The 21452-nt window shown below is 50.3% G+C and carries 17 protein-coding genes; 5 read left to right on the forward strand and 12 right to left on the reverse strand.

Translation table 11 applies throughout. The annotated features are described in order from the left end of the window. Positions 1-17: 17 nt before the first annotated feature. Positions 18-1229: a Gfo/Idh/MocA family protein gene (locus DXC51_RS05695; protein WP_117544069.1), complete on the reverse strand. Its 1212-nt coding sequence runs from the start codon at positions 1227-1229 to the stop codon at positions 18-20. Between the two features lie 216 nt (positions 1230-1445). Then, positions 1446-2285 carry a helix-turn-helix transcriptional regulator gene (locus DXC51_RS05700; protein ID WP_117544070.1) on the reverse strand — a complete coding sequence of 280 codons (840 nt, stop codon included), beginning with the start codon at positions 2283-2285 and terminating at the stop codon, positions 1446-1448. Between the two features lie 279 nt (positions 2286-2564). On the opposite strand from DXC51_RS05700, the gene DXC51_RS05705 reads away from it, so the two are divergent. The 5 genes from DXC51_RS05705 (at position 2565) to DXC51_RS29925 (ending at position 8725) form a co-directional block, all read left to right on the forward strand. Continuing rightward, entirely contained in the window at positions 2565-2939 is a 375-nt protein-coding gene (locus tag DXC51_RS05705) for a BlaI/MecI/CopY family transcriptional regulator (protein WP_025488928.1), read from the forward strand. After that, entirely contained in the window at positions 2929-5250 is a 2322-nt protein-coding gene (locus tag DXC51_RS05710; RefSeq protein ID WP_117544071.1) for a M56 family metallopeptidase, read from the forward strand. Before DXC51_RS05705 ends, DXC51_RS05710 begins: the two co-directional genes overlap by 11 nt. 421 nt (positions 5251-5671) lie before the next feature. After that, a complete protein-coding gene (locus tag DXC51_RS05715) occupies positions 5672-6049 on the forward strand; it encodes a BlaI/MecI/CopY family transcriptional regulator (protein ID WP_021638371.1) in 378 nt (125 codons plus the stop codon). Position 6050: 1 nt separating this feature from the next. Next, positions 6051-7772, forward strand: coding sequence for a M56 family metallopeptidase (locus DXC51_RS05720; RefSeq protein ID WP_117544072.1), 1722 nt, complete (start codon positions 6051-6053; stop codon positions 7770-7772). Positions 7773-7876: 104 nt separating this feature from the next. After that, a complete protein-coding gene (locus DXC51_RS29925) occupies positions 7877-8725 on the forward strand; it encodes a zinc ribbon domain-containing protein (protein WP_243003134.1) in 849 nt (282 codons plus the stop codon). 122 nt (positions 8726-8847) lie between these two features. On the opposite strand, the gene DXC51_RS05730 is transcribed toward DXC51_RS29925, so the two are convergent. The 10 genes from DXC51_RS05730 to DXC51_RS05770 form a co-directional block, all read right to left on the reverse strand. Further along, positions 8848-10941 (reverse strand): aminopeptidase, encoded by a 2094-nt coding sequence (locus DXC51_RS05730; RefSeq protein WP_243003135.1) that lies wholly within the window; start codon positions 10939-10941, stop codon positions 8848-8850. Beyond that, the gene (locus DXC51_RS05735; RefSeq protein WP_021638367.1) at positions 10938-11255 is read right to left on the reverse strand and encodes a DUF6142 family protein; all 318 of its coding nucleotides are present in this window, start codon (positions 11253-11255) and stop codon (positions 10938-10940) included. Before DXC51_RS05735 ends, DXC51_RS05730 begins: the two co-directional genes overlap by 4 nt. Before the next feature lie 129 nt (positions 11256-11384). Continuing rightward, on the reverse strand, positions 11385-11537 hold the full coding sequence (locus DXC51_RS29445) for a hypothetical protein (protein WP_021638365.1): 153 nt from the start codon (positions 11535-11537) through the stop codon (positions 11385-11387). Positions 11538-11571: 34 nt separating this feature from the next. After that, positions 11572-12246 carry an orotate phosphoribosyltransferase gene (gene pyrE / locus DXC51_RS05740; RefSeq protein WP_021638364.1) on the reverse strand — a complete coding sequence of 225 codons (675 nt, stop codon included), beginning with the start codon at positions 12244-12246 and terminating at the stop codon, positions 11572-11574. Positions 12247-12297: 51 nt separating this feature from the next. Continuing rightward, positions 12298-13224 (reverse strand): orotidine-5'-phosphate decarboxylase, encoded by a 927-nt coding sequence (gene pyrF / locus DXC51_RS05745; protein ID WP_035323022.1) that lies wholly within the window; start codon positions 13222-13224, stop codon positions 12298-12300. Between the two features lie 253 nt (positions 13225-13477). After that, on the reverse strand, positions 13478-14632 hold the full coding sequence (locus DXC51_RS05750) for a YibE/F family protein (protein ID WP_021638362.1): 1155 nt from the start codon (positions 14630-14632) through the stop codon (positions 13478-13480). Then, positions 14629-16335 (reverse strand): alkaline phosphatase, encoded by a 1707-nt coding sequence (locus DXC51_RS05755; protein WP_243003136.1) that lies wholly within the window; start codon positions 16333-16335, stop codon positions 14629-14631. The genes DXC51_RS05750 and DXC51_RS05755 overlap by 4 nt, the downstream gene beginning before the upstream one ends. A 107-nt stretch (positions 16336-16442) precedes the next feature. Next, positions 16443-17600, reverse strand: a complete 1158-nt coding sequence (locus tag DXC51_RS05760; RefSeq protein WP_021638360.1) for an iron-containing alcohol dehydrogenase family protein — start codon at positions 17598-17600, stop codon at positions 16443-16445. A 168-nt stretch (positions 17601-17768) separates the two neighbouring features. Continuing rightward, entirely contained in the window at positions 17769-20156 is a 2388-nt protein-coding gene (locus tag DXC51_RS05765; RefSeq protein WP_021638359.1) for a ribonucleoside triphosphate reductase, read from the reverse strand. Positions 20157-20400: 244 nt separating this feature from the next. Beyond that, on the reverse strand, positions 20401-21450 hold the full coding sequence (locus DXC51_RS05770; protein ID WP_021638358.1) for a tetratricopeptide repeat protein: 1050 nt from the start codon (positions 21448-21450) through the stop codon (positions 20401-20403). Positions 21451-21452: the final 2 nt, after the last annotated feature.

The following is a 21452-nucleotide window of genomic DNA, read 5'->3' on the forward strand; positions in this document are numbered from 1 at the left end:
TTCAGTGAATCTGTTTTTTACAGCGCTGTTTCCTCCCGGCTCATCCACATGCCGTTTGTAAAGTCGGGAATTGCCACCGGCTGCCCGCCGAGGGCAATAGATTCCTCAGTTAATGCGGAAATACTCATCCAGGCCGCCGCATCATAAACATCTATCGGACAGGGCCTTTTTTCCAGAACACTTTCAAAGAAAGCTTTGAATACCAGCCAGTCCATACCGCCGTGCCCTCCGGTCACGCCGTCATTAAGGAAGCTCTTCCAAATCGGATGATCATACTCCTTTTCATATTCCTTCGCATTCCCCCAGTATTTACTAAAGGCAAATTCATCTTCCTCGGAATACTTCTGATCCAGAAATACGGTGTCATTTTCCTCTTCATACATCCCCTTCGTACCGCATACCGTAAAATCCCTGCTGTAAAACCGGGGCAATGTTGTATTCAGCGTCAGCAGAATGGTTTCCCCTCCCGCACATTTGATAATAGTATTCACCACATCTCCCTGGGCAAAACGCGTATTCACCAACGACTTGTTTTCCGGATTCCTCTCCGCGGCATAAGCATGCATCCCCACCGCCTTGGAAGCCATGGAGGTCAATGTCAGCATACGGTTTCCGCTGTTGATGCCAAGAATTTTTGCAATCGGCCCCAGCTCATGCGTAGGATAATTCTCCGCATTGCGGTGTATGTAATTACGCAGACGGTAATGACGCATCTCACAGCCTGTCCCCACCTCCGTGCGCAGATCATGCATATAACCGCCCCGGCAGTGCACCACTTCCCCGAACAGCCCCTGCTTCACCATATTTAACGCCATCAGCTCCCGCCTTCCGTAGCAGCAGTTTTCCAGGAACATAAACGGCGTCCCTGTCTGTTCGTAAGCATCCACCAGATCCCAGCACTGCTTCACGCTATAAGCGCCGCCAACCTCCATTCCCACTGCTTTTCCGGCCCTCAGGGCTTCCACCGCCACCGGGATATGGCTTTCCCATGCACAGGAAATGACAACAGCATCCACATCCTCCCTGCGCAGGACCTCACGGTAATCCGTCGTTACCGCCGGCAGCCTTCCGCACATTTCCCGCGTCAGCCTCCCCCCTTCCTCCGCACGGTCTGCGTAAGCATCGCATACTGCCGTTACCTCCACCATCGGCATCTGAAGAATAACCTCCTTCATCAGCCCATGTCCTCTGCTTCCCAGTCCAATAACTCCTACCCTTAATTTTTCCATTTGGTTTATCCCCCATTTATTATTTTATGTAACTGTTCAGTACCCCTCACAGTCACTATTTTATTTCCTTTTATTCTACTTTTACCATATCCAAAATTATATTTCTATAGGAATTGGGGGATAAAATCTTTGAATTCAGACATATATTTTTTCTGTTGCCCAAGCCTCCCGGCTTATCCTCACACAACAGACGGAACAGGCCAAAGCCATCCTTTCCTACCTCCGCAGCGCCAGGTAGGCTCTGGGAGACATCCCCACGATTCGTTTGAAAACGGTGCTGAAATAATTCTGATCATGGAATCCCACCGCTTCCGCAGCCTGGCCCACACTTTTCCCCTCCTCTAAAAGCCTTGCCGCCTGCCGCATCTTCATCTGGTTAAAATACTCCACCATCCCAATTCCCGCATAGCGTGAAAAGGTTTTCTTAATGGTGGATTCACTCATACTGCACAGTTGGGACACCTCCTGAAGAGACAGCCGCTCCGTCATATGCTCCTCCAGTACCCGGACAATGGCGCGGTAATTTCCGGCGCCGGCGGATTCAATCACCGTAAAGCCCTCTCCCCGCCTGGAACAGGCTGACAGGATAATATTTTCAATCCCGCTGACGAACAGATGGGCATCCGCTTCCCTGCCGGCATTGATCTGATGCACAAGTATCTCCTGTTCAAACCGGAAAATCCGCTCCGACTTTGAAAGAAGTCCGCAAAGCATTTCTATCTCCCCCTCCAGCAGCCGGAATCTCCGCTCCTTCAGCGCAGGCATGACATCCGCGGCAAAGGTCACCACAATGATGTGCGGCATAGTCCCCTTTTCCGACCAGAAGCTGTGAAATTCCATAGGACTGTGGAGAACCGCCTGTCCTTCCTCCAGCATAAAAATATCTTCGCCCGCCGTCACCCGGATAGCTCCTTCCACCACGCAGACCAGCTCCCAGAAATCATGGGTCTCCCCGCCAAAATAATAATCTTTATCAAAAATACGCTCAAAAGCGCTGAACAGGGCGGAAATGCGGATACATTTTTCCACCACGCAGCCCTTCAGTGTTGTTTTCATCCCCTCTGCCTCTTTTCCAATCACAGTTCAGATCAGGCTGAACCAATGCCTTTTCCATTCAAACTGTTCTTTATATCCCCTATATCCCCGGCAAATGCGACCTCCGGCAGCCTTGGAAACCTGCTTTTTTTCTCAGCTGTTTATTTATTCTATCATGATTTACACCAAATAAACATTCCCAATTCCGTGTCTTTTTGTCCTTGACATACGTGCTCTATCATGATAGAGTGAACACATACTCTATAACAATAGAGTTAAATAAGAAAAAGGTGATATACAATGAAAAAAAACAATAAAATAAGTGAAGCCGAACTGGAAATCATGAAGGTGATCTGGGAAGCCGGGGAACCGGTGCCCAGCACGGATATTGTCCGCCGGCTTAAGGACAAATGCGGCTGGGAAGACACCACCATTTATACCATGCTGAGCAAGCTCGTGAAAAAGGGCGTCCTCATACGGGATAAAAAGGTGGTTTCCTACTACTCGGCCTCTCTCACGGAACAGGATTACATGCTGGAACAGACGGAATCCCTGGTAGACCGCCTGTTTGCAGGCGATTCCAGACAGCTTGTTTCCATGCTTGTGGAAAACAGGAAAATCAGCCGGGAGGATATCAGGGAACTGCGGCAGCTCTGGGAGGCGGATGATGAATGAATTCCTTCTCCTCCTGCTTTCCATGTCCCTGTCAGGTACTCTGCTGGCGCTGCTTTTATTCCTTCTGCGCCCTCTGTTGAAAAGGAACCTGAGCCGGGCCTGGATGTACTACATCTGGTGCATCGTAGCCCTCCGGATGCTGCTGCCCTTTGCCCCACGGCAGAACCTGGTGGGCAGTCTGCTTGCGGATCCGTCAGCCGCCATGCGGCAGTTATCCGCACTATCCGCATTTACGGAGGATACAGCCCCTGCCGCTCTGCCCTCAGACCAGGTGCTTAACAATGCGGTTTCCAAAGCCTTCCCTGAGAAAGCTTCCGGATCCGTAAAGGATGCGGCTCAAAAGCCGGACACACTGTCCGCCGCCGTTCCTGCCGCATTGGATTCCGCTCCGCCCGCCCTGGCGGCGGAACCTGTATCCGCTGTTCTTTTCACCCTTTGGCTTGCCACGGCAGTTTTCCTGTTTCTGCATAAAGCTGCTGCCTCCCGCGCTTTTCTCAGAAAGCTGTATGCAGCTTCCCATGCCGTCACCGCACAGGAAATCACCGCCTGTTATGCTTCGGTCTGCAGGGAACTGTCCGTGCGCAGACCTCCCCGGCTGCTGGCCAGTCCCGAAACGGATACCGCCATGCTGGCAGGTATGCTTCGCCCCGCTGTTATTCTGCCTGCCGCAAAAGAACCGGATATGCGCTCCCTGGCCTGCATACTCCGCCACGAGCTGATCCATTACAAAAGAAAGGATGTCTGGTTTAAATGGATTTTCCAGCTGACAGCCTGCATCCACTTTTTCAATCCGGTTTCCCATGCGGTCTGCCGTGAAGTCAGCCGCTGCTGCGAACTTGCCTGTGATGAAACCGTGGTAAAAAATATGACCCCCGGGGAACGGAAAGCCTATGGCTCAACGCTTCTGAACGCCCTGGAAGCCAGGGGACCGGCACACATCAATCCTGTTTCCGCATCGCTGTGCGGCAACGCAAAATTCATCAAAGAAAGGCTGGATACCATTAAAATGTCAAAGAAAAAAACAACCCTGATCAAGGTACTTACCCCTGCCCTGACTGCCGGCCTGTGTTTCGGCGCTTTCTATCTGGGCGCATGGGCCGCTCCCGCCGATCCTCTGCAGGAAGAAAGCTTCCTATCCGGGAAAAATGCGGTTTCACCGGTATCACTCACCGCCGCTTCCTCCCTGATGCCCGTTTCCTCACAGGCTCCAACAGCAACACAACAGGCTCAGATTCCGGCAGGCTATACGGCCCTTCGGACCGAATCGGTCTCCCTGGAGGCCGTAAAGGAGCTGCAGCTGTCACTTTCCTATGAGGATGTAACAATTTACCCTTCCGCCGACAATACGCTGACCTACATATTCTGCGGAAACAATTCCTGGAATTATGCAGAAAATGAAATTGCAGCGCTCAGCCTAAAAGACGGCACGCTGGTCCTGGAATCCGGTGTGTGGAATAAGGCATGGTCCCGCCTGTCTTACCGGAAATGGCAACCGAAGATCTTCCTTTATCTGCCCGCCGACCTCAGCGCAGACCTGTCCGCCTCCATCGGAAGCGGCAGCATGAAAAGCACGATGGCGGTAACGGCTGATACCGTAGCCCTGGATACCGCTTCCGGAAGCATGACCTTTTCCGATGTAAACAGCCGCAGCGGACTTGTTGTTTCCAACGGCTCCGGTTCCACAAAAACAGGCTCTCTTACCTGCACGAAGGCGGAGCTGGACAATTCCAGCGGCAGCCTTCGCATGAATGCCGTAAACGCCTCCATGAACGGTATTATTTCCAACGGCTCCGGCTCCCTCACAGCGGGCAATATCACCGTTGGCACAACTGCGGCGGCGGCCTCGGATTACCAGTGTATCATCAGCAATGCCAGCGGCCATATGGAAACGGGCGATGTAACGGTCTCCGGCAGTTTGAATCTGTCCACTGCCTCCGGACCCGCAGCTCTGGGCCAGGTATCCGCAGCCGCCTACACCGTCTCCACCGCAAGCGGCAGCCTGAAGCTGACGGGCCTGAACGGAAACGGCAGCCTCTCCTGCGCAAGCGGAAGTATCAAGGCAGGAACACTGATCCCCACCGGACCGGTTTCCATGGACAACGGCAGCGGCAGCATCCGGGCCTCTATCCCGGAAAATACCGGGCTGGAATTTTACGCTGCCCACATCGGCCCAGGCAGCATCAATGCCTTTTTCCCGATACCGGATAAAAAATCCGCCTCCGCACAATCTCCGGTCCAATACGGAAACGCGCCCTACTTTCAGATTACCGCAAGCACACAGACCGGATCGATTACACTGAACAAAAAGTAACTTCTTTTTCTTATTTTCTAACAGCTTACTGCCCAATAACCTGTCAATAACCAACGCCGCCTGAATAAAACAAAGGGCGGCGTTGGTTTTGCGCCCTGTTGAAAAAAGGTGAGGGCTGACTTTGGAAGCTTGTTTACCATGTTTGCTCCCACCTTTTTCCGTATGGACGTATAAAAGGAAATTATTTATGTATTTATAAAATGAAATTGCGTATGGATGCATAAATCAAATACCCCGCTGCTTGCAGCGGGGTATTTGACCCTCGCGGCAGTCGCCAAATATCCATGCAAGCATGGCTACTTGGCTCGTTGCTCGCGGGAATAAAATTTATTTTCTACATTTGCCGAAAAATGTGTTGACAATCATATTAGACATGTGTAGAATACAAATATAGACAAATGTAGAAAAGGAGCTGATATTTATGGATACTATGAAAAAACTGCCCGATGCGGAGTTTGATATCATGAAAGTAGTCTGGGCAAACGAACCCCCGATTACAACAAATATCATCATGGAGCAGCTTGGCAACGGGCGGGCCTGGAAAGCCCAGACCGTTATCTCGCTTATGCTCCGGCTTGTGGACAGGGGCTTTCTGAGCACGGAGAAGCAGGGAAAGGAGCGCACCTACTACCCCCTGGTGAGCAAAGAGGAATACCTGAAGTTTGAGACAAGCAATTTTGTAAAACAATACCATGACAATTCTGTCCTGGGCCTTGTCAATACGCTTTATAACGATAAGGCTCTCAGTGACGCGGATGTTGATGAATTGCTCCGGTGGGCAAAAGAACGGAGGGGATGAAATGCAGAATTTTATAATAACGCTGCTGATATGTTCTGTTACCATGTCGGTGCTGGGCATATTCTATATGGCGGTTACTCCGTTGCTGACAGAGCGCTATTCCCCGAAGGGCCAGTACTATGCGTGGCTGATTATCATAATCGGACTCATCATCCCCTTCCGGCCCCGTTTTAAGAACCCTTTTGTTAAAATAATATCCACGGATACAACAATGCCTGCCATTCAGTTAGGCAGCGGTACCCAGCTTATCTCCCCCATTGCCCCCACTGCAGCTTCTCTGCCTGCCCCGGCCTCTCCTGCCATGCCGTTGACCTGGTGGCAGGCCGCCGCCGCTATATGGGTAACGGGAATGGTTATATACCTTATTTACCATATGGTAAAGCACTGCCGCTTCCTCAAAATGACAAAGCGCTGGAGCGATCCCATTACGGATGCCGAAGTCCTGAAGCTGTTTCAGGATATCAGAAAAGAAGCCGGCATTTCCGGTAAAATCGACCTCTACCAATGTGAATGTGCCGGCACGCCGATGCTGACAGGCTTTATCCACCCCAGGATACTTCTCCCCCACATAGATTTTGCCGCAGATGAGCTTCGCTTTATCCTTTATCATGAGCTTGTCCACTATAAGCGTAAGGATCTGTGGTACAAGAGCCTCATACTGCTCGCAACCGCCGTTCACTGGTTCAATCCGCTTGTGTATCTGATTGCAAAAGCCATTAACATACAGTGTGAAATATCCTGCGATTCCGAAGTGGTGGACAGGACGGATGCCGATACGCGGCTCCATTACAGCGAAACAATCATAGGCGTGGTCAGATACCAGTCGAATCTGAAAACCGCACTGGCAACTAATTTTTACGGAGGTAAAAAAGGCATGAAAAAAAGAATATTTTCCATCATGGACACACGAAGCAAAAAAACAGGCATTGCCGTCCTCTGCGGCGTACTGCTGCTCACCTTTGGAACCGGGTTTGCCTCTGCCGCAAATGAGGATACGGATAACGCTCCCAAAGCTATCTATACCCAGGAAAGCTTTTCTTATGGCTACAGGTTCCAGCCCACTCCCGAAATTTATGGAAAGTATTTCTCCATGGGCCTTTCCATCTCAGAGGATGGAAAAAAGCTTCTCTATAACGGGCAGAAGGTAAAGCTTTTTGTGGATGAATACGCTGACGGCCAGGCTTTTTACTATGATGAGGAGGGTACGGTTAACCTGCGCGCTGCGTACAATTCCTCCGGGAAAATTACCGGCCTGAGCACCCTGGCCGAGGAAGAAGCCCAAAAAATCCGGGCCGCATTTTTTCAAGACGATATTAAAAGTGAAATAAATTCAGATAACAGCGATGACGATGTAAACAGCGAATCCGCCCCTAAGGAAAATAAATTTGACAGCTATGCACCTTTTGGGATTACCCTGAATGCGGATAAAAATATCATGTACTTTAACGGACAAAGAGTAAGGCTGTTTGTCGATAAGAATGAAAGCGAAAATTATTATTATACAGCATGGCAGGATCAAGAAGGTACTGTTGATTTATCGGTTTTAAGAGACTCCTCCGGACAGATTAAGTATATCGTCACCCTGTCGAAAGAGGCGGCCCAGTACTATGTGAAGGATATTGAATCAGCAGGCATGCTCAGTGAGGATGAGCTGAATGCCCTGGAGGATAAAATCACGCAAAGGGTCACAGAGAAAATGAATGAGAAATATCCCCAAAATTAAATGAAGCCATCCAAAGCCAGCAGCTGCCGCCAAAAATAAATGACATAGTATTACCTGTATGCTATAATGAAATTACTACATTTATGACTAAGGAGGGGTACTTTATGCCACTTGTTAAATGCCCGGAATGCGGCAAAGAGATTTCAGATCAGGCGCCCGCATGTATCCACTGCGGTTATCCCATCAACACAGACAAAAGCGGTGATAGCCCGGCAGATGAGTTAAATGCTCCCGATGTGACACCGGGAACGGAATTTTTCTCTGTTTGCGAAAGCTGCGGCAGTTTCCTTTTTACTACCAAAAGCCGGATTGAAAACACAACAAAGCAGAGTGGATATCCCACATGCGGAAAATGCGGCGGAAAGATAAAGCTGCTGGCACGCAAAGAGAAATGGATGAAAATGGAAAGTGCTGACAAAGAGTCCATCGTCCGGGAGGAAATGGAAAGAGTCAGAAACGGTCCGGAATTTAACTGGGAAATGGCCTCCCGCTGGGGAAATAACTTAAGGCCTGATTTAGATGTCCAGGGATACTGCCCCAAATGTGCCAAGTATTATCCGAAATCCGATGCACTCAAAAAAGGAATAGACAGGTGTGAATTCTGCGGAACAAAAATCCGGTATTCGGATATTCTTACCCCTGATTTTACCGACATGTATAATGAATATCTGGAACAATCCGGCGGCTTGCCGTCAACAGAACAGAACGTCGCGGATTTTATCCGGAAAACCTTTCTTGAAAATGATGAAATGTTCAGTGAAGAAACCTGCAATCAGAGACTGCACCCGGGACAATATCAGAATGCCAGAGGGAATCAGAGCCAGATGCCGTCTTGTCCCAACTGTGGTTCCGGGCAAATTCAGAAAATATCTTCCGGCGGCGGCTTCCTTGGTTTATTTTCAAGGAAAGGGAAGAAACAATGGCGCTGCGGGCATTGCGGCTTCGAATGGTAATACAGACAAAAGCAGCTCATCACAAACGATGCGCTGCTTTTTTATCAGTTCATTTATAACAGTTCAGGAGGACACATCTTCCTGAAAGGCTCTACCATCCGAAGCTGTTGCGTTACGTTCTTTTACAGCCCGTCCTCAAACGCCTTGTTCAGCTCCTCACAGCCCTCCAGCACAAAACGGCCGTCGCGGATAATCACATATTCCTGTCCGCCGCCGTCTACGGCCATAAGCTCACCCAGCTCATCATAGGGAATCGTAATGTCCGTATGGCAGTTCAGATAAGCCTTGCCCAGATCCTCACTGCGCAGGGCTGATACTTCATTTTCCTTGGCAATCAGGCGCTTTCCGTCCGGATTGAAGGTTGTAAGCTCCTCCTCATGGGAATAGCAGGTATCGCCTACGGCGAAATGAGGCCCCATCTTCTCCGCAATCAGGATCGGCAGCTTATCCCCGATATCATATTTATCGGCAAATACATACGCCGTAGTGTTGGTACCGATGGCAAATTCACCCATGGGCAGCGTATCATGATGGTGAAGCACGTTTTCCCGGATAAACTTCCGGTTTTCCTCCGGCGTGTCAAAATTGGTACAGCTGTAATCCGCAATCATGCCATCCTTAAAATCAATCTCCAGGTTCAGGTACTTCAGCCCGTTCAGATAAACCTTGGAAACATGAAGCTTCCCTTGCGTACCCGCCAGCACCGGGGATGTAAAAACCTCTCCCACAGGGATATTCACGTCGGCCACACAGTTCTCAAAGTTGGTTTCCTGCTCCGGGTTTTTCAGCCTGTGAAGTACCACTTTCAGATCCGTCCTGTTGGCGCCGCAGCCTTTGATGCGGACATATGCCGCCTTATCCAGCGTGTCGATGATTTTCTGCTGAATGCCCTGATACAGGGTATAATCCAGCGTGTTGATGCGCAGCACGCCGTCGAAAATCTCTTCGAAATTGTCCCCGATTTCCGGCACGGGGAAAGCGATAATCGTAAAGCTGCGCTCTTCTCCCTTTACATATTCATTCATCAGCGCGCCCGCCGCGGACTGGAATTCCACTGCCAGCTTCTGCTGTTCCTCATTCAGGCGCAGATTTTCTTCCTTGCTTTCCGGTTCAAAGGGAATGCCGCCGAATTCTTCAATCACCGCAGGGCCGCCGTGTACGGCCGCCAGCTCCTTCACGCTTTCCAGCGCATTTCGGTAATTATCCAGACGGTGATGCACATATTTTTTGTCATAGTACAGCGCCTGATCATATTCATGATCGTATTCAAACTGTTTATTGGCGCAGGCGCCGTAATACCCGTTCTTGCTCAGCTTTCTGCCCTCCAGGAAGCTGGCGGGCGCCCGGTAGATTACGGATTCCAGCCCAATTCCTGCAAAATTTTCCACAGCTTTCCGCACGACCCGTTCAAAGCCGAGGAAGTACCGGATATTCACCGATTTTTTCTTCCCGATATCCTTGCCGGTCACCTCAAAGCCGATGCGGTAGCCCTCCGTACAGGTATCCGCCATGAGGGCGATCTTTTCCTCCGGCAGGCTATTCACATAACGGGCCATCCGCAGCTCATTTTCCGTTACATATTCCCCGAAACGGTAAAGATAACGCAGATCCTGCAAGTCACTGTCCATAATGATGCGCAGTGCGAAATCCTCCTTCCAGTCGAAGGTGGAGCGCATATTTTTTTCCAGCATGGTTTCGGAATAGTCGCTGGCAAACCAGTATATCATATCCCTGATTTCCTCTGCCCTGGGGCTGACGCCCTCCTCCGCCGCTGAAACAAAAGCGTGATAAACCTCCAAAAACAGCTCCATCCGGATCACCATGGATTCCACATCCTGCTCATAAGCAAAGGCGATCAGGCTGCGCAGCTCCGCAGCCAGGAAGGAGAGCATCTGTCCGAATTCCTTTCCCAGGCGGGCGGCGGCAAAAGACGGATTTGCGTAGCTTTTTCCATAATTTTCAGGAAGGATATCCTCATACAGCCGGCGGTTATGCTCCCTGAGCTCCTCCATTCCCGCTTTTTCCAGGTTTCCGTCCGCAACATAATGGAATTCCTGTACAAACAGATCAATCAGGCCCGCCGTGCGTACAAAATAATCCCTGAACGCGGCGTCCACGGCCTCCTCCTGCAAAATCTGTGCAATTCGTTCACAGCTCAGTGCAAAACGTTCCGCCAGCATTTCATCCTGCACCGCTTCTTTTTTATTCTCACTCATATTCCATACACTCCTGCATAAATGATAAATCCAATCCCCGCAATTGCCAGCAGGTTCAGGATGATCCCCAGATAAGAGAAAAGATAAAATCTGTCCTCTTCCATTTTAGACATGATACCCAATACGATTCCGGCCAACGCAAAAAGCAGCGCGAATAAAGCAGCCACTCCGTATTTTACCAGCGCCTGCCCCTGATTCCTGAAGGTTTCATACACGGCCAAAAACAGGGATACAAGGGCAATTATCCCCAGCACTGCGGACATGATCCCTTTTTTTGACTCTTTCTTGTTCGTAAAAATATATTTACGTCCCATCTGCTTCCTCCGTTTTCCCTGTGAATGAATTTACAAACCCACTCCGGGAGCTGTCAAAGGGTGCCCCGTGCTGCTGCCGGGAAAATAAGCTTCTTTCTCCGGCCGCCGCACAAAAGACACCCTGTAAAATCAGAAAATAATCTTCGATTTTCCGGACAGCAGCTTCGCGCCGCCGATAATCAGCAAAGTTCCGCTGACAATCCCTGTTACCATGGCAATGATTCCCAGGACGATATTCATGGCCCCGGTGCCTTTCATGGTTCTGTAAATTTTTTCATCCATATGATGTCCTCCTGTTTTGCAGCCCTTCAGTAACCTATTTCACTCCATACTGCGCATAATATGCATCAATTGACGCTTTCATGGCATCGTCAATTATAATCTTGCCGTCATGAGGTTTATTATACAGATATTCCACCACTTCTTCCATACTTACGATCGCATTTGCGGGAAAGCCGTACAGCTCCTGGATTTCCTGGAGCGCACTCTTTTCTCCCTTTCCACGCTCGCAGCGGTTGAGGGAAACGATCAGTCCCTTGATTTCAACATCGGCCTGGGCCTTGATGATGGGGAAGGTTTCCTCGATGGATTTGCCGGAGGTGGTTACATCCTCGATGATAACCACTCTGTCGCCGTCCTTCATTTTGCTTCCCAGAAGAATGCCCGTATCGCCGTGATCCTTTACTTCCTTCCGGTTGGAGCAGTATCTGATATCCTTTCCGTACAGCTCGCTGATCGCCATTGTGGTGGCAACGGACAGCGGGATGCCCTTGTAGGCCGGCCCGAAGAGGATGTCAAAATCCAGCCCGTAGTTGTCATGAATCGCCTTCGCGTAATATTCCCCCAGCTTACGGAGCTGCGTTCCTGTCACATATGCGCCGGCATTCATGAAAAACGGGGATTTTCTGCCGCTCTTAAGCGTAAAATCACCGAACTTCAAAACATCACTTGCAATCATAAAATCTATAAATTCCTGCTTATACTGTTCCATTTCTGCCTCACCTTCCGCCTTTTGGGCTTCTTTTTTCCAAACGTATTATGATTATTTTGTTCCCAGCGCAGTGGAGATATCGTCAATCATATCAAGCACTGCCTGCCTGGATGCGTCCGCATAGTTGGCGGCGCCAAACTGCGCATATTTTTCCTGCTGATATGCCGCGATGATTCCTCTGGAGGAATTCACGATAGCGCCCAGCCCGTCTTCATTGAAGAAAGGAAGCAGATCAGCGCCTTTTCCTCCCTGCGCGCCATAGCCGGGAACCAGGATGTATGCCTTGGGCATAATTTTACGGAGGACTGCGCCCATTTCAGGATAGGTTGCGCCCACGACAGCGCCTACATAGCTGTAGGAATCTCCCATGGCTTCCTCCCCCCACTGGGCAACCTTCTCACCCACCAGCTCATAGAGCGGGCGGCCGTCAATGAGCCTGTCCTGGAATTCGCCGCTGCTGGGATTAGAGGTCTTTACCAGAACAAAAATACCCTTTTTCTCTTCCCTGCACACATCGATGAAGGGCTTCACGCCGTCGGAACCAAGATAGGGGTTCACGGTGGCAAAATCCTCTCCGAAGCCGGACAGACGGCTGCTTCCCACCTTCGCTCTGCCCAGATGCCCCACGGCATAGGCTTCCGAGGTGGAACCGATGTCGCCGCGCTTGATATCGCCGATAACCACCAGATCCTTTTCCTTACAGTAATCCACGGTTTTCTGGTAAGCGATCATGCCTTCGATCCCGAACTGCTCATACATGGCGATCTGAGGCTTCACCGCGGGAATCAGGTCGTAAACCGCATCCACAATCCCCTTGTTGTACTGCCAGATGGCCTCTCCCGCTCCCTTTAAGGTCTCTCCGTACTCCTCAAAGGCCCGCTTCTGAATCTGCTCCGGGATGTACTTCAACATCGGATCCAGCCCCACAACGATGGGCGCATTGGTCTTTTTTATCTTTTCCACAAGCTTGTTAATCATAATACATTCGTTCCTTTCCATTATAGATATTAAACGAAGGTAACTGCGTGGTACCCTCACAGTTACGAACGAAGCTTCTTTTGTCCGCAAAAACAGAACCGCCCGGAAGCGGTTCGTCTACCGTTGCCCGGCCTGCTGAACATTTATGAGAATTGTAACATATTTACAGGTATCGCACAAGAGATTAGTTGGCCGGATTAGCTGGCCGGATGGAACACACAGCTTATGTTTGAGGGACAGGAAAAGCAGAAGTTTAAGATGGCATGCTGCCTTTTTTTCTTGTCAGGAGCAGGCCTGCCATGAGGGCGGTGAAGGGAGCGACGGTTACCAGGCCGAAGCTGCCTACCACGGTATCCAGGACTTCGGCGGCTACATATTTATAGTTCAGGATGTGATCGATAGGGGTTCCCTGGGCCATGAAGACCATGAGGAGGGAAATATAGCCGCCGGAATAGGCGAGAAGAAGGGTAGTCGTCATGGTGCCCATGGCTGCGCGGCCTACGCGCAGGCCTGACAGAACTGCTTCCGCGGGCAGGATATCCGGCTTTTTGGAAATGACCTCGTATACGGCCGAGGTAATGTCAACAGCCAGGTCCATCATGGCGCCGGAAGCGCCGATAAAAATACTCGCCATAAAAATAGAGGTCAGATCAAGATCCTGATAACCACTGTAAAGGAGGGATTCGGAGCTTGTCATGACCGCGCCATGGATTTTAAACAGATCCGTAAACAGGATTCCCAGTATGCAGGTGGTAGCTACGCCGAGAAGCGCGCCCAGGACTGCGGACAGGGTACGTTTGTCCGGGCCGTATACAAAAAAGATGATAATGGCAGTGAGAACAGCCGTGATGGCGATGCCTGTCCAGACCGGGGAACAGCCCTTCAGATAGCAGGGAACAAGAACCTTCCATATCATTAATATGGTAATAAAAAAGGAAAGAATTGCCTGAAACCCGATTTTTCCTGCAAAAACCACCAGGAATACGGCGAAAACCGCCAGAAGGATAAACTCCTTGTCCAGCCGGTAATGATCCGACAGGATTACGGATTTTATTTCCTGCCCTTTGTAGCTTATGGTAAGCAGGGCGCGATCCCCTGTTTTAAAAATTTTATCCTTTTCCAGGGAACCGCTGAGGAAATTCACGCCCTCCAGGGTCTGCCCCGCAAAAATTCCGTTCCCGATTTCCAGGGTGCACAGCTGTTCGCCGGACTGGATCAGGCCTGAAGTAATAATCGCAGAATTATCCGTACCCACTACCTTGCCCACGGCGCGCTCCGTCCCCTGATAAATAAGGGCATCCTCATAGCCTGTGGGAAGGCATATGAGGATACCGATGACTATCAGTCCGAAAATTGTGGTAAGTACTACGGAATTCTGCCTTTTGAAAAAAGACATTATTTTCATCATTCCACTCCTAACAAGACGGCCAGACGGTTATAAATATCCGTATTATCATAGTAGCCGTCAAAGCTGTCCGCTCCGGTTCCCTTAACCAGCACTTCCACGGGAAGCCCTGTATGGGCATAGGAGCCAAAATTTACGCCGCTCTTGTTATTAAGAATATGAGTGATGGTTACGGTCAGCGGTTCGTAGCTGCCGTAACGGATATATTCGTCCTGCGCGAACTCCTCTTCCTCCCCGGTGCGGGACATGGTCGTTTCGTAAGCACCTTTAAGAAGCCCGTATTCATAATCCGTCATGACCAGGGCGCCGTCATTTCCGGATTCCGGATGCAAATCCGCGCTGTCCTTTTGCTGTGTGGCGCTGCTTCCTTCCCCGGCAGGCGCCTGCAGGCCGAACAGCTCTGTCACATCCAGCATGACTTGCGCGAAATCCGTTTTATTTTCCTTGTAAACAGATACATAATCGGAATCAAATTTTGCATAGGAGATTTTCTGGTTTTCAAAATTCTTTAAAAAGGTATCGTAATCCGTTCCCGCAAAGCCGATAGTCAAACCGCCGGTTTCATGATCCCCGGTGACGATGATGAGGGTTTCCTCCGGATGCTGCTCATAGAATTCCACGGCTTTCTCCACCGCATTATCCAGGGCAATGGTATCCGTAATTGTGGAAGCGGCGTCGTTGGCATGGCAGGCCCAGTCGATTTTTCCGCCTTCCACCATCATGAAAAAGCCGGTTTCATTATCCAGCACCTCAATGCCTTTTTCCACATAATCAGCAAGCGCCCATTCCTCCTGCCCGCGATCCAGCTCATAGGACATGGCGCTGCTGTCTGCCAGATGTTCGTCGATGACGATGACCTTCCCGCTGTCCGCGCCCAGCGCTTCCGCCTCCGCCTGTGTTTTTACCACCTGGTAGCCTGCGTTTTCCGCCAGTGTGTAAAGATCCTCCTGATCCTCATTTTTGCCGGTTGTCTGCAAAAGGCCTCCTCCGGCAAAATAATCAAAGCCGCTCTCAATCAGCTCCAGGCCGATGTCATAATAGCTGCTTCTGGACGCCTGATGCGCATAAAACGCGGCAGGCGTGGCATGGTTTAAATTTACCGTGGACAGCACGCCGATTTTATAATCCTTCTGTGCTTTCAGCTTTTCCGCAATCGTTTCATAGGTCTGCGTAAAATCCTCACTTACATTGATGCTTCCGCTCCAGGTCTTTTTGCCCGTGGCTATGGAGGTCGCCGTAGATGCGGAATCCGGTGCAAAGGAGGTGCTGTCAAAGGTCTGCGCGGATCCGGCCACCGGGAAATCCATCATGGCCAGATGGTTTTTGCTCTGCAGGATCGTCTTTTCCTCCCCGTCCACAGCGACCGTTTTCCCCGTGTCCGCCTGGGAAGCGCTCAAAAAATAATTGGTCAGCTGCACCTGCGGATAACTCATCCCATCCCCGATAAAAAGGAACACATACTTAGGCGCTCCCGCCTGCACAGAGTCCTGCGCCCCAACCTGTTCAGCCGCCGACGCGCCTGCCGCAGTCTGGATATCCTCCACAGCCTGGATATCCTCCACAGCCTGCGTCCCCGGCACCGTTTCGCTGCCCGCCTCACTCGGAGCCTCCGGCGACGTTCCCGCCCCCGAACACCCGGTAAGCGCACCCGCCAGCAGCATTCCTGTCATCAATAACGAAACCAATTTCTTTTTCACTCTCTTCATAATCTCCTTCCATATTGTAGTATGTACAATCGACAGGTTCATTATAAAGAGCCAACCTTAAATCTATTGACGTGTTCACGCAAAAAGTATGTAAAACCAGGTAAAATCTACCGGTATCCCTGCAGTTTTTCCCGATCGAGCATAAACGGATAGTTCTTCAGCTTCGCCGGATTGGCCAGCACCTCATCCATCGTTCTTTCCCACAGCTCCTCTGATATCGCCACCTCTCCCAGCAGCTGCCTGATATATTCGCAGAAGGTCTGCTCTCCGCCGAAATCCAGCAGGTACAGCACCTTCATTGCTTCCTCCTGATTTCCGTAGTTCCGGATAAAGCCGGGCAGGAAAATGCCCACTGCCTTGCCGTGAGGCACTCCCATTTCAGTGGTGATGGGATAGCTCAGTCCATGCGGCAGGCTCGTTCCGGTATGGGCGATTGCCATGCCGCCCAACGTGCAGGCACGCATAAGCGCCTGGCGCTCTTCTTCACCAATTTCAAAACGCAGCAGCTTATCCTTGATTTTCGCCCAGGTCCGCAGCCCCATTTCACTATATATCCTGCTGTATTCCGTACTGTTGGTATTCAGGTGGCTTTCTATCAGATGGGCCAGCGTGTCCACCGCCGTATTGATGCAGCCGGTGCGGGAGGCCGTCTGAAGATAAGTTACGTCCACAAGGGCCAGCGCCGGGAAAATATGATGGCTGATGCTTTGCTTCGTCCGTTTTTCCAGATGGGCAAAGGCCTCCCGGTCCTTTTCCAGGGGAACCGTGGTAAGCACAATATCCGGAAGCACATTTTTCGTCAGAATGGCATAAGGCGTCACCTCGGAACCGGTTCCTGCCGTGGTGGGCACCTCAGCCACCGGAAATGCCTCCCTGACCGGGCCGTCCGCGGAGGTCTGCACTTTGGTGTACAGAAGCCTCTCATCATGCTCCGGGTTCGCCATCATCAGTGAAATGGCCTTGGAAGCATCCATGGGAGAACCGCCGCCCACGCCGATGACAAAATCCGCACCCTCGCTGACTCCCAGAGCCCTCGCCTTCATCACCGTTTCCACGGAAGGATTCTCTTCTATTTCATCAAAAATAACATAAGGTATCCTCTCTCTTTCCAACGCGCCCTTCACATCCTCCAGAGAGCCGTTGATCCGTGAGGAATGCTTTCCGGTCACTATCAGGGCTTTTGTCCCCAGCGCCGCCAGCTCGCGGCTGTGGTTTTCCACACAGTTCTTTTCATTATAAACTTTGGTTGGCATATAAAGCTTCATATACGTTCCTCCTCTTTCCCGCTTTTGATGCTTCTATCGTAACTGTAAGATACTGAACAGTTACCTTCTATTTTATAACAAAAAAAGATAAGCCGCCATCCCCTTACCGTAACTACGGGCAGGAAACAACAGCTTTTCTTTTTAATTCCATACAGGGCAGAAGGAGTCCTATGCGTTCACCACATTCTTCTGCTCCGAATATTTCTTAATATTGGATGCATTGATAATCTTACGATACTCTTCCCCGTTCACCACAACCAGGGTAGGCGCCTGCATCACGCCGTATTTGCCGGCCAGCTCCGCATTTTCTTCCGCATCGATCAGAATATAGCTTTCATCCTTCAGATATTCCTTCGCCAGCTTACAGTTGGGGCAGGTCTTCGTGGTAAAGAGATATTTCACATCATCCGCAGACTCCGCCTTTATAGCGGCATTCTTCTCGTAATCCGCCAGGGTAACCACCGCGGAGGAATGCTTCAGTTCGGATCTGGACAGATCATATTCCGTTCTGTTGGTAAATTCCTGTGCCTTTCCGTCGTTCCAGTTCTGCACGGGACGGTAGTAGCCGGTAATACGGCTCCAGACCTCTGTTACCCTGCCGCACTTCGGGCACACCTTCTGCTCGCCGGTAAGATAACCATGCTCAGAACAGATGGAGTAGGTGGGTGACAGGGTATAATAAGGAAGCTTGTAATTTAAAGCAATGGTCCTCACCAGGTTGGCCGCCGCCTTCCAGTCGGGAAGCTTCTCGCCCAGGAACGCATGGAATACGGTGCCTGAGGTGTAAAGCGTCTGGATTTCATCCTGGATATCCAGCGCGTCAAAAATATCAACGGTATAGTCAACCGGAAGATGGGAGGAATTGGTGTAATAAGGCGTATCTCCCTGATTTCCTGCGGTTTTGATTCCGGGCCATCTTTTCCTGTCATGCTTTGCCAGACGGTAGGTGGTGCTTTCCGCAGGAGTTGCTTCCAGATTGTAAAGATCGCCGTACTCCTCCTGATAGTCGGCAAGGCGTTCCCTCATATGGTTCAGCACTTCCTTGGTAAAATCCTGTGTATGTTTGCTGGACATATCCTCACGCAGCCAGTTCGCGTTCAGGCCGACCTCGTTCATTCCGATGAGGCCGATGGTTGAAAAATGATTGTCAAAATTTCCAAGATATCTCTTTGTATAAGGATACAGGCCTTCATTCAGCAGCCTGGTGATCACCTGTCTCTTGATTTTCAGGGAACGGGCGGAAATATCCATCATCTTATCCAGACGTCTGTAAAAATCTTCTTTATCAGCGGCCAGATAGGCAATACGGGGCATATTAATAGTAACCACGCCCACGCTTCCGGTGCTCTCGCCGGAGCCAAAGTAGCCGCCTGTTTTCTTTCTCAGCTCACGCAGATCCAGGCGGAGACGGCAGCACATGGAGCGCACGTCGCTGGGCTGCATGTCGGAATTGATATAATTACTGAAATACGGGGTGCCGTACTTAGCAGTCATTTCAAAAAGGAGCCTGTTGTTTTCCGTATCGGACCAGTCAAAATCCCTGGTGATGGAGTAGGTGGGAATCGGATACTGGAAGCCTCTGCCGTTGGCGTCGCCTTCGATCATGATTTCGATGAAAGCCTTGTTCACCATATCCATCTCCGGCTTGCAGTCCTTGTATTTGAAATCCATTTCTTTGCCGCCCACAATGGCAGGCAGCTCCGCCAGGTCATCCGGCACGGTCCAGTCCAGCGTGATGTTGGAGAAGGGCGCCTGCGTTCCCCAGCGGCTGGGGGTATTGACCCCGTAAATAAAGGATTCAATGCATTTCTTCACTTCCGGATAGGTCAGGTTGTCAGCCTTCACAAAAGGGGCAAGGTAGGTATCAAAGGAAGAAAAAGCCTGCGCACCCGCCCATTCGTTCTGCATGATTCCCAGGAAGTTAACCATCTGGTTGCAGAGCACGGAAAGATGTGCCGCAGGAGCCGAAGTGATTTTCCCGGTGATTCCGCCCAGGCCCTCGGTGATCAGCTGCTTTAAGGACCAGCCCGCGCAATATCCGGTAAGCATGGAAAGATCATGGATATGGATGTCCGCATTCCTGTGTGCCTCGGCAATTTCCTCGTCATATATTTCAGAAAGCCAGTAATTTGCAGTTACAGCGCCGGAGTTGCTTAAAATAAGACCTCCCACCGAGTAGGTGACGGTGGAATTTTCCTTCACGCGCCAGTCTTCTACCTTCACATAGCTGTTCACTACGTCCTTGTAATCCAGGATAGTGGACTTCATATTACGCATTTTCTCACGCTGCTTGCGGTAAAGGATATAAGCCTTGGCTACTTCTGTGTAGCCCGCCTGCTCCAGAATCTTTTCCACGCTGTCCTGGATATCCTCCACATGCACCGCTGAGTCCTTTACTTTATCCTGAAAATCTGCGGTAACACGCAGCGCCAGCAAATCAATAATGTCGTTGCTGAATTCCATACCTGTGGCGTTAAATGCCTTCATAATGACATCATTGATCTTCGTGAGCGTAAAGTCTGCCGTATCGCCGTTTCTCTTAATTACATGGAACATATTGCTTCCCCCTCTGTGATTTTACTGCTTTCCTTTAACATGTTCATCAGTCCTTTATGCTTAAAAATAGCAAGTGTCCATCCTTTCCGGATGAACACTTGCCCCCTTATCGGGCGTTGGAATCATTGTATCACCATTCCCAGGTGAAGTCAATGGACAACACAACATATTGTATTAGTGGTAAAATCTTGACATAAATGTAGTGCAAAATGACACCGGAGGCGTTCTCCGGTGTCTGAATATTTTACCGTGTCTGAAGGAATTCGTACTCTCTCTGGGCCTTTGCGTCATCCGGATAGGTACTGATATATTTCTGCATCAGTACGGTTGCCTGTTTAAAATCTCCCAGATATTCGTACGCCACAATTTCATTAAATTTGAGCACCTGCATCAGCTCGTTGCCCTCAATTGCAATCCCCGCCTGAAAGGCATTCAGCGCCGCTTCGTATTCACCGATTTTCAAATCGCACAGCCCCAGCTGGTTATATATCTGCGCGTCCGGCGTATTGCTCAGGTAATTGCTGTACACACTTGCCGCATAGTTATAATCGCCCAGCTTTTCATAGGTCTGTCCCAGCAGGCTTACCACATCCACACCGGCGTTGGAATCCTTTGCCTTTTCCAGGCTGTTCCTCGCGCTGTTGTAATCTCCCAGGTAAAAGCTCATCCTGCCCCGGTTATAATCACTCAGTTTCTTATCGTCGTTGTCAAGAACCGTCTGCAGATACCCTTCTCCCAGCTCCTGCAGCCCGTTTTCCGCACAGCTGCAGAAAATGTTAATCCGCATGTCGTAATCCTGCGGCTCAATTTCCACCGCCTTGTCAAAGTCAGCTTTCGCCGCCTCCTGGTCACCCTGTTCGATCTCGATGACCCCTTTCAGGTAATACGCCGTTTTTTCCTTGGGGCGAAGCGCCGTAATCGAATCGTAGACAGCCTTGGCCTTATCAAGCTCACCCAGCTTGTAATAAGCAGTGGCCAGATAATAATTGATATCAAAATCCATCTGCTCCACATTAAAGTCACTGTAGCTGAGCGCCTTTTCCAGATACTCCGCCGCCTTGTCGTATTCAGTAAGCCCCATATAGGCAAGTCCCTGTCCCCGGTAGGAAAGCCTTGCATCCTCCTTATTCAGCAGCGCCGCGTCAAAACACTTCAGCGCCTCCTCATAATTCAGCTGCTCAATCAGCTTCATGCCCTGGTCGATATTCTCCTGCTTACCTGTCCCGCAGGCCGGCAGCACTGCCATACACAGACTGCATAGAAGAACCATGGTCATATATTTTAACTTTATCATAT

The sequence above is a fragment of the Eisenbergiella massiliensis genome (genome assembly GCF_003435485.1).

Bases quoted from the DNA above. Each gene is read 5' to 3' on its own strand.
- DXC51_RS05720 (WP_117544072.1), top strand. From the start codon at position 6,051: ATGCAGAATTTTATAATAACGCTGCTGATATGTTCTGTTACCATGTCG.
- DXC51_RS05755 (WP_243003136.1), bottom strand. From the start codon at position 16,335: ATGAAGAGAGTGAAAAAGAAATTGGTTTCGTTATTGATGACAGGAATG.
- DXC51_RS05700 (WP_117544070.1), bottom strand. From the start codon at position 2,285: ATGAAAACAACACTGAAGGGCTGCGTGGTGGAAAAATGTATCCGCATT.
- pyrF (WP_035323022.1), bottom strand. From the start codon at position 13,224: ATGATTAACAAGCTTGTGGAAAAGATAAAAAAGACCAATGCGCCCATC.
- DXC51_RS05715 (WP_021638371.1), top strand. From the start codon at position 5,672: ATGGATACTATGAAAAAACTGCCCGATGCGGAGTTTGATATCATGAAA.
- DXC51_RS05695 (WP_117544069.1), bottom strand. From the start codon at position 1,229: ATGGAAAAATTAAGGGTAGGAGTTATTGGACTGGGAAGCAGAGGACAT.
- DXC51_RS05705 (WP_025488928.1), top strand. From the start codon at position 2,565: ATGAAAAAAAACAATAAAATAAGTGAAGCCGAACTGGAAATCATGAAG.
- pyrE (WP_021638364.1), bottom strand. From the start codon at position 12,246: ATGGAACAGTATAAGCAGGAATTTATAGATTTTATGATTGCAAGTGAT.
- DXC51_RS05765 (WP_021638359.1), bottom strand. From the start codon at position 20,156: ATGTTCCATGTAATTAAGAGAAACGGCGATACGGCAGACTTTACGCTC.
- DXC51_RS29925 (WP_243003134.1), top strand. From the start codon at position 7,877: ATGCCACTTGTTAAATGCCCGGAATGCGGCAAAGAGATTTCAGATCAG.
- DXC51_RS05770 (WP_021638358.1), bottom strand. From the start codon at position 21,450: ATGATAAAGTTAAAATATATGACCATGGTTCTTCTATGCAGTCTGTGT.
- DXC51_RS05735 (WP_021638367.1), bottom strand. From the start codon at position 11,255: ATGGGACGTAAATATATTTTTACGAACAAGAAAGAGTCAAAAAAAGGG.
- DXC51_RS05750 (WP_021638362.1), bottom strand. From the start codon at position 14,632: ATGATGAAAATAATGTCTTTTTTCAAAAGGCAGAATTCCGTAGTACTT.
- DXC51_RS05760 (WP_021638360.1), bottom strand. From the start codon at position 17,600: ATGAAGCTTTATATGCCAACCAAAGTTTATAATGAAAAGAACTGTGTG.
- DXC51_RS29445 (WP_021638365.1), bottom strand. From the start codon at position 11,537: ATGGATGAAAAAATTTACAGAACCATGAAAGGCACCGGGGCCATGAAT.
- DXC51_RS05730 (WP_243003135.1), bottom strand. From the start codon at position 10,941: ATGAGTGAGAATAAAAAAGAAGCGGTGCAGGATGAAATGCTGGCGGAA.
- DXC51_RS05710 (WP_117544071.1), top strand. From the start codon at position 2,929: ATGATGAATGAATTCCTTCTCCTCCTGCTTTCCATGTCCCTGTCAGGT.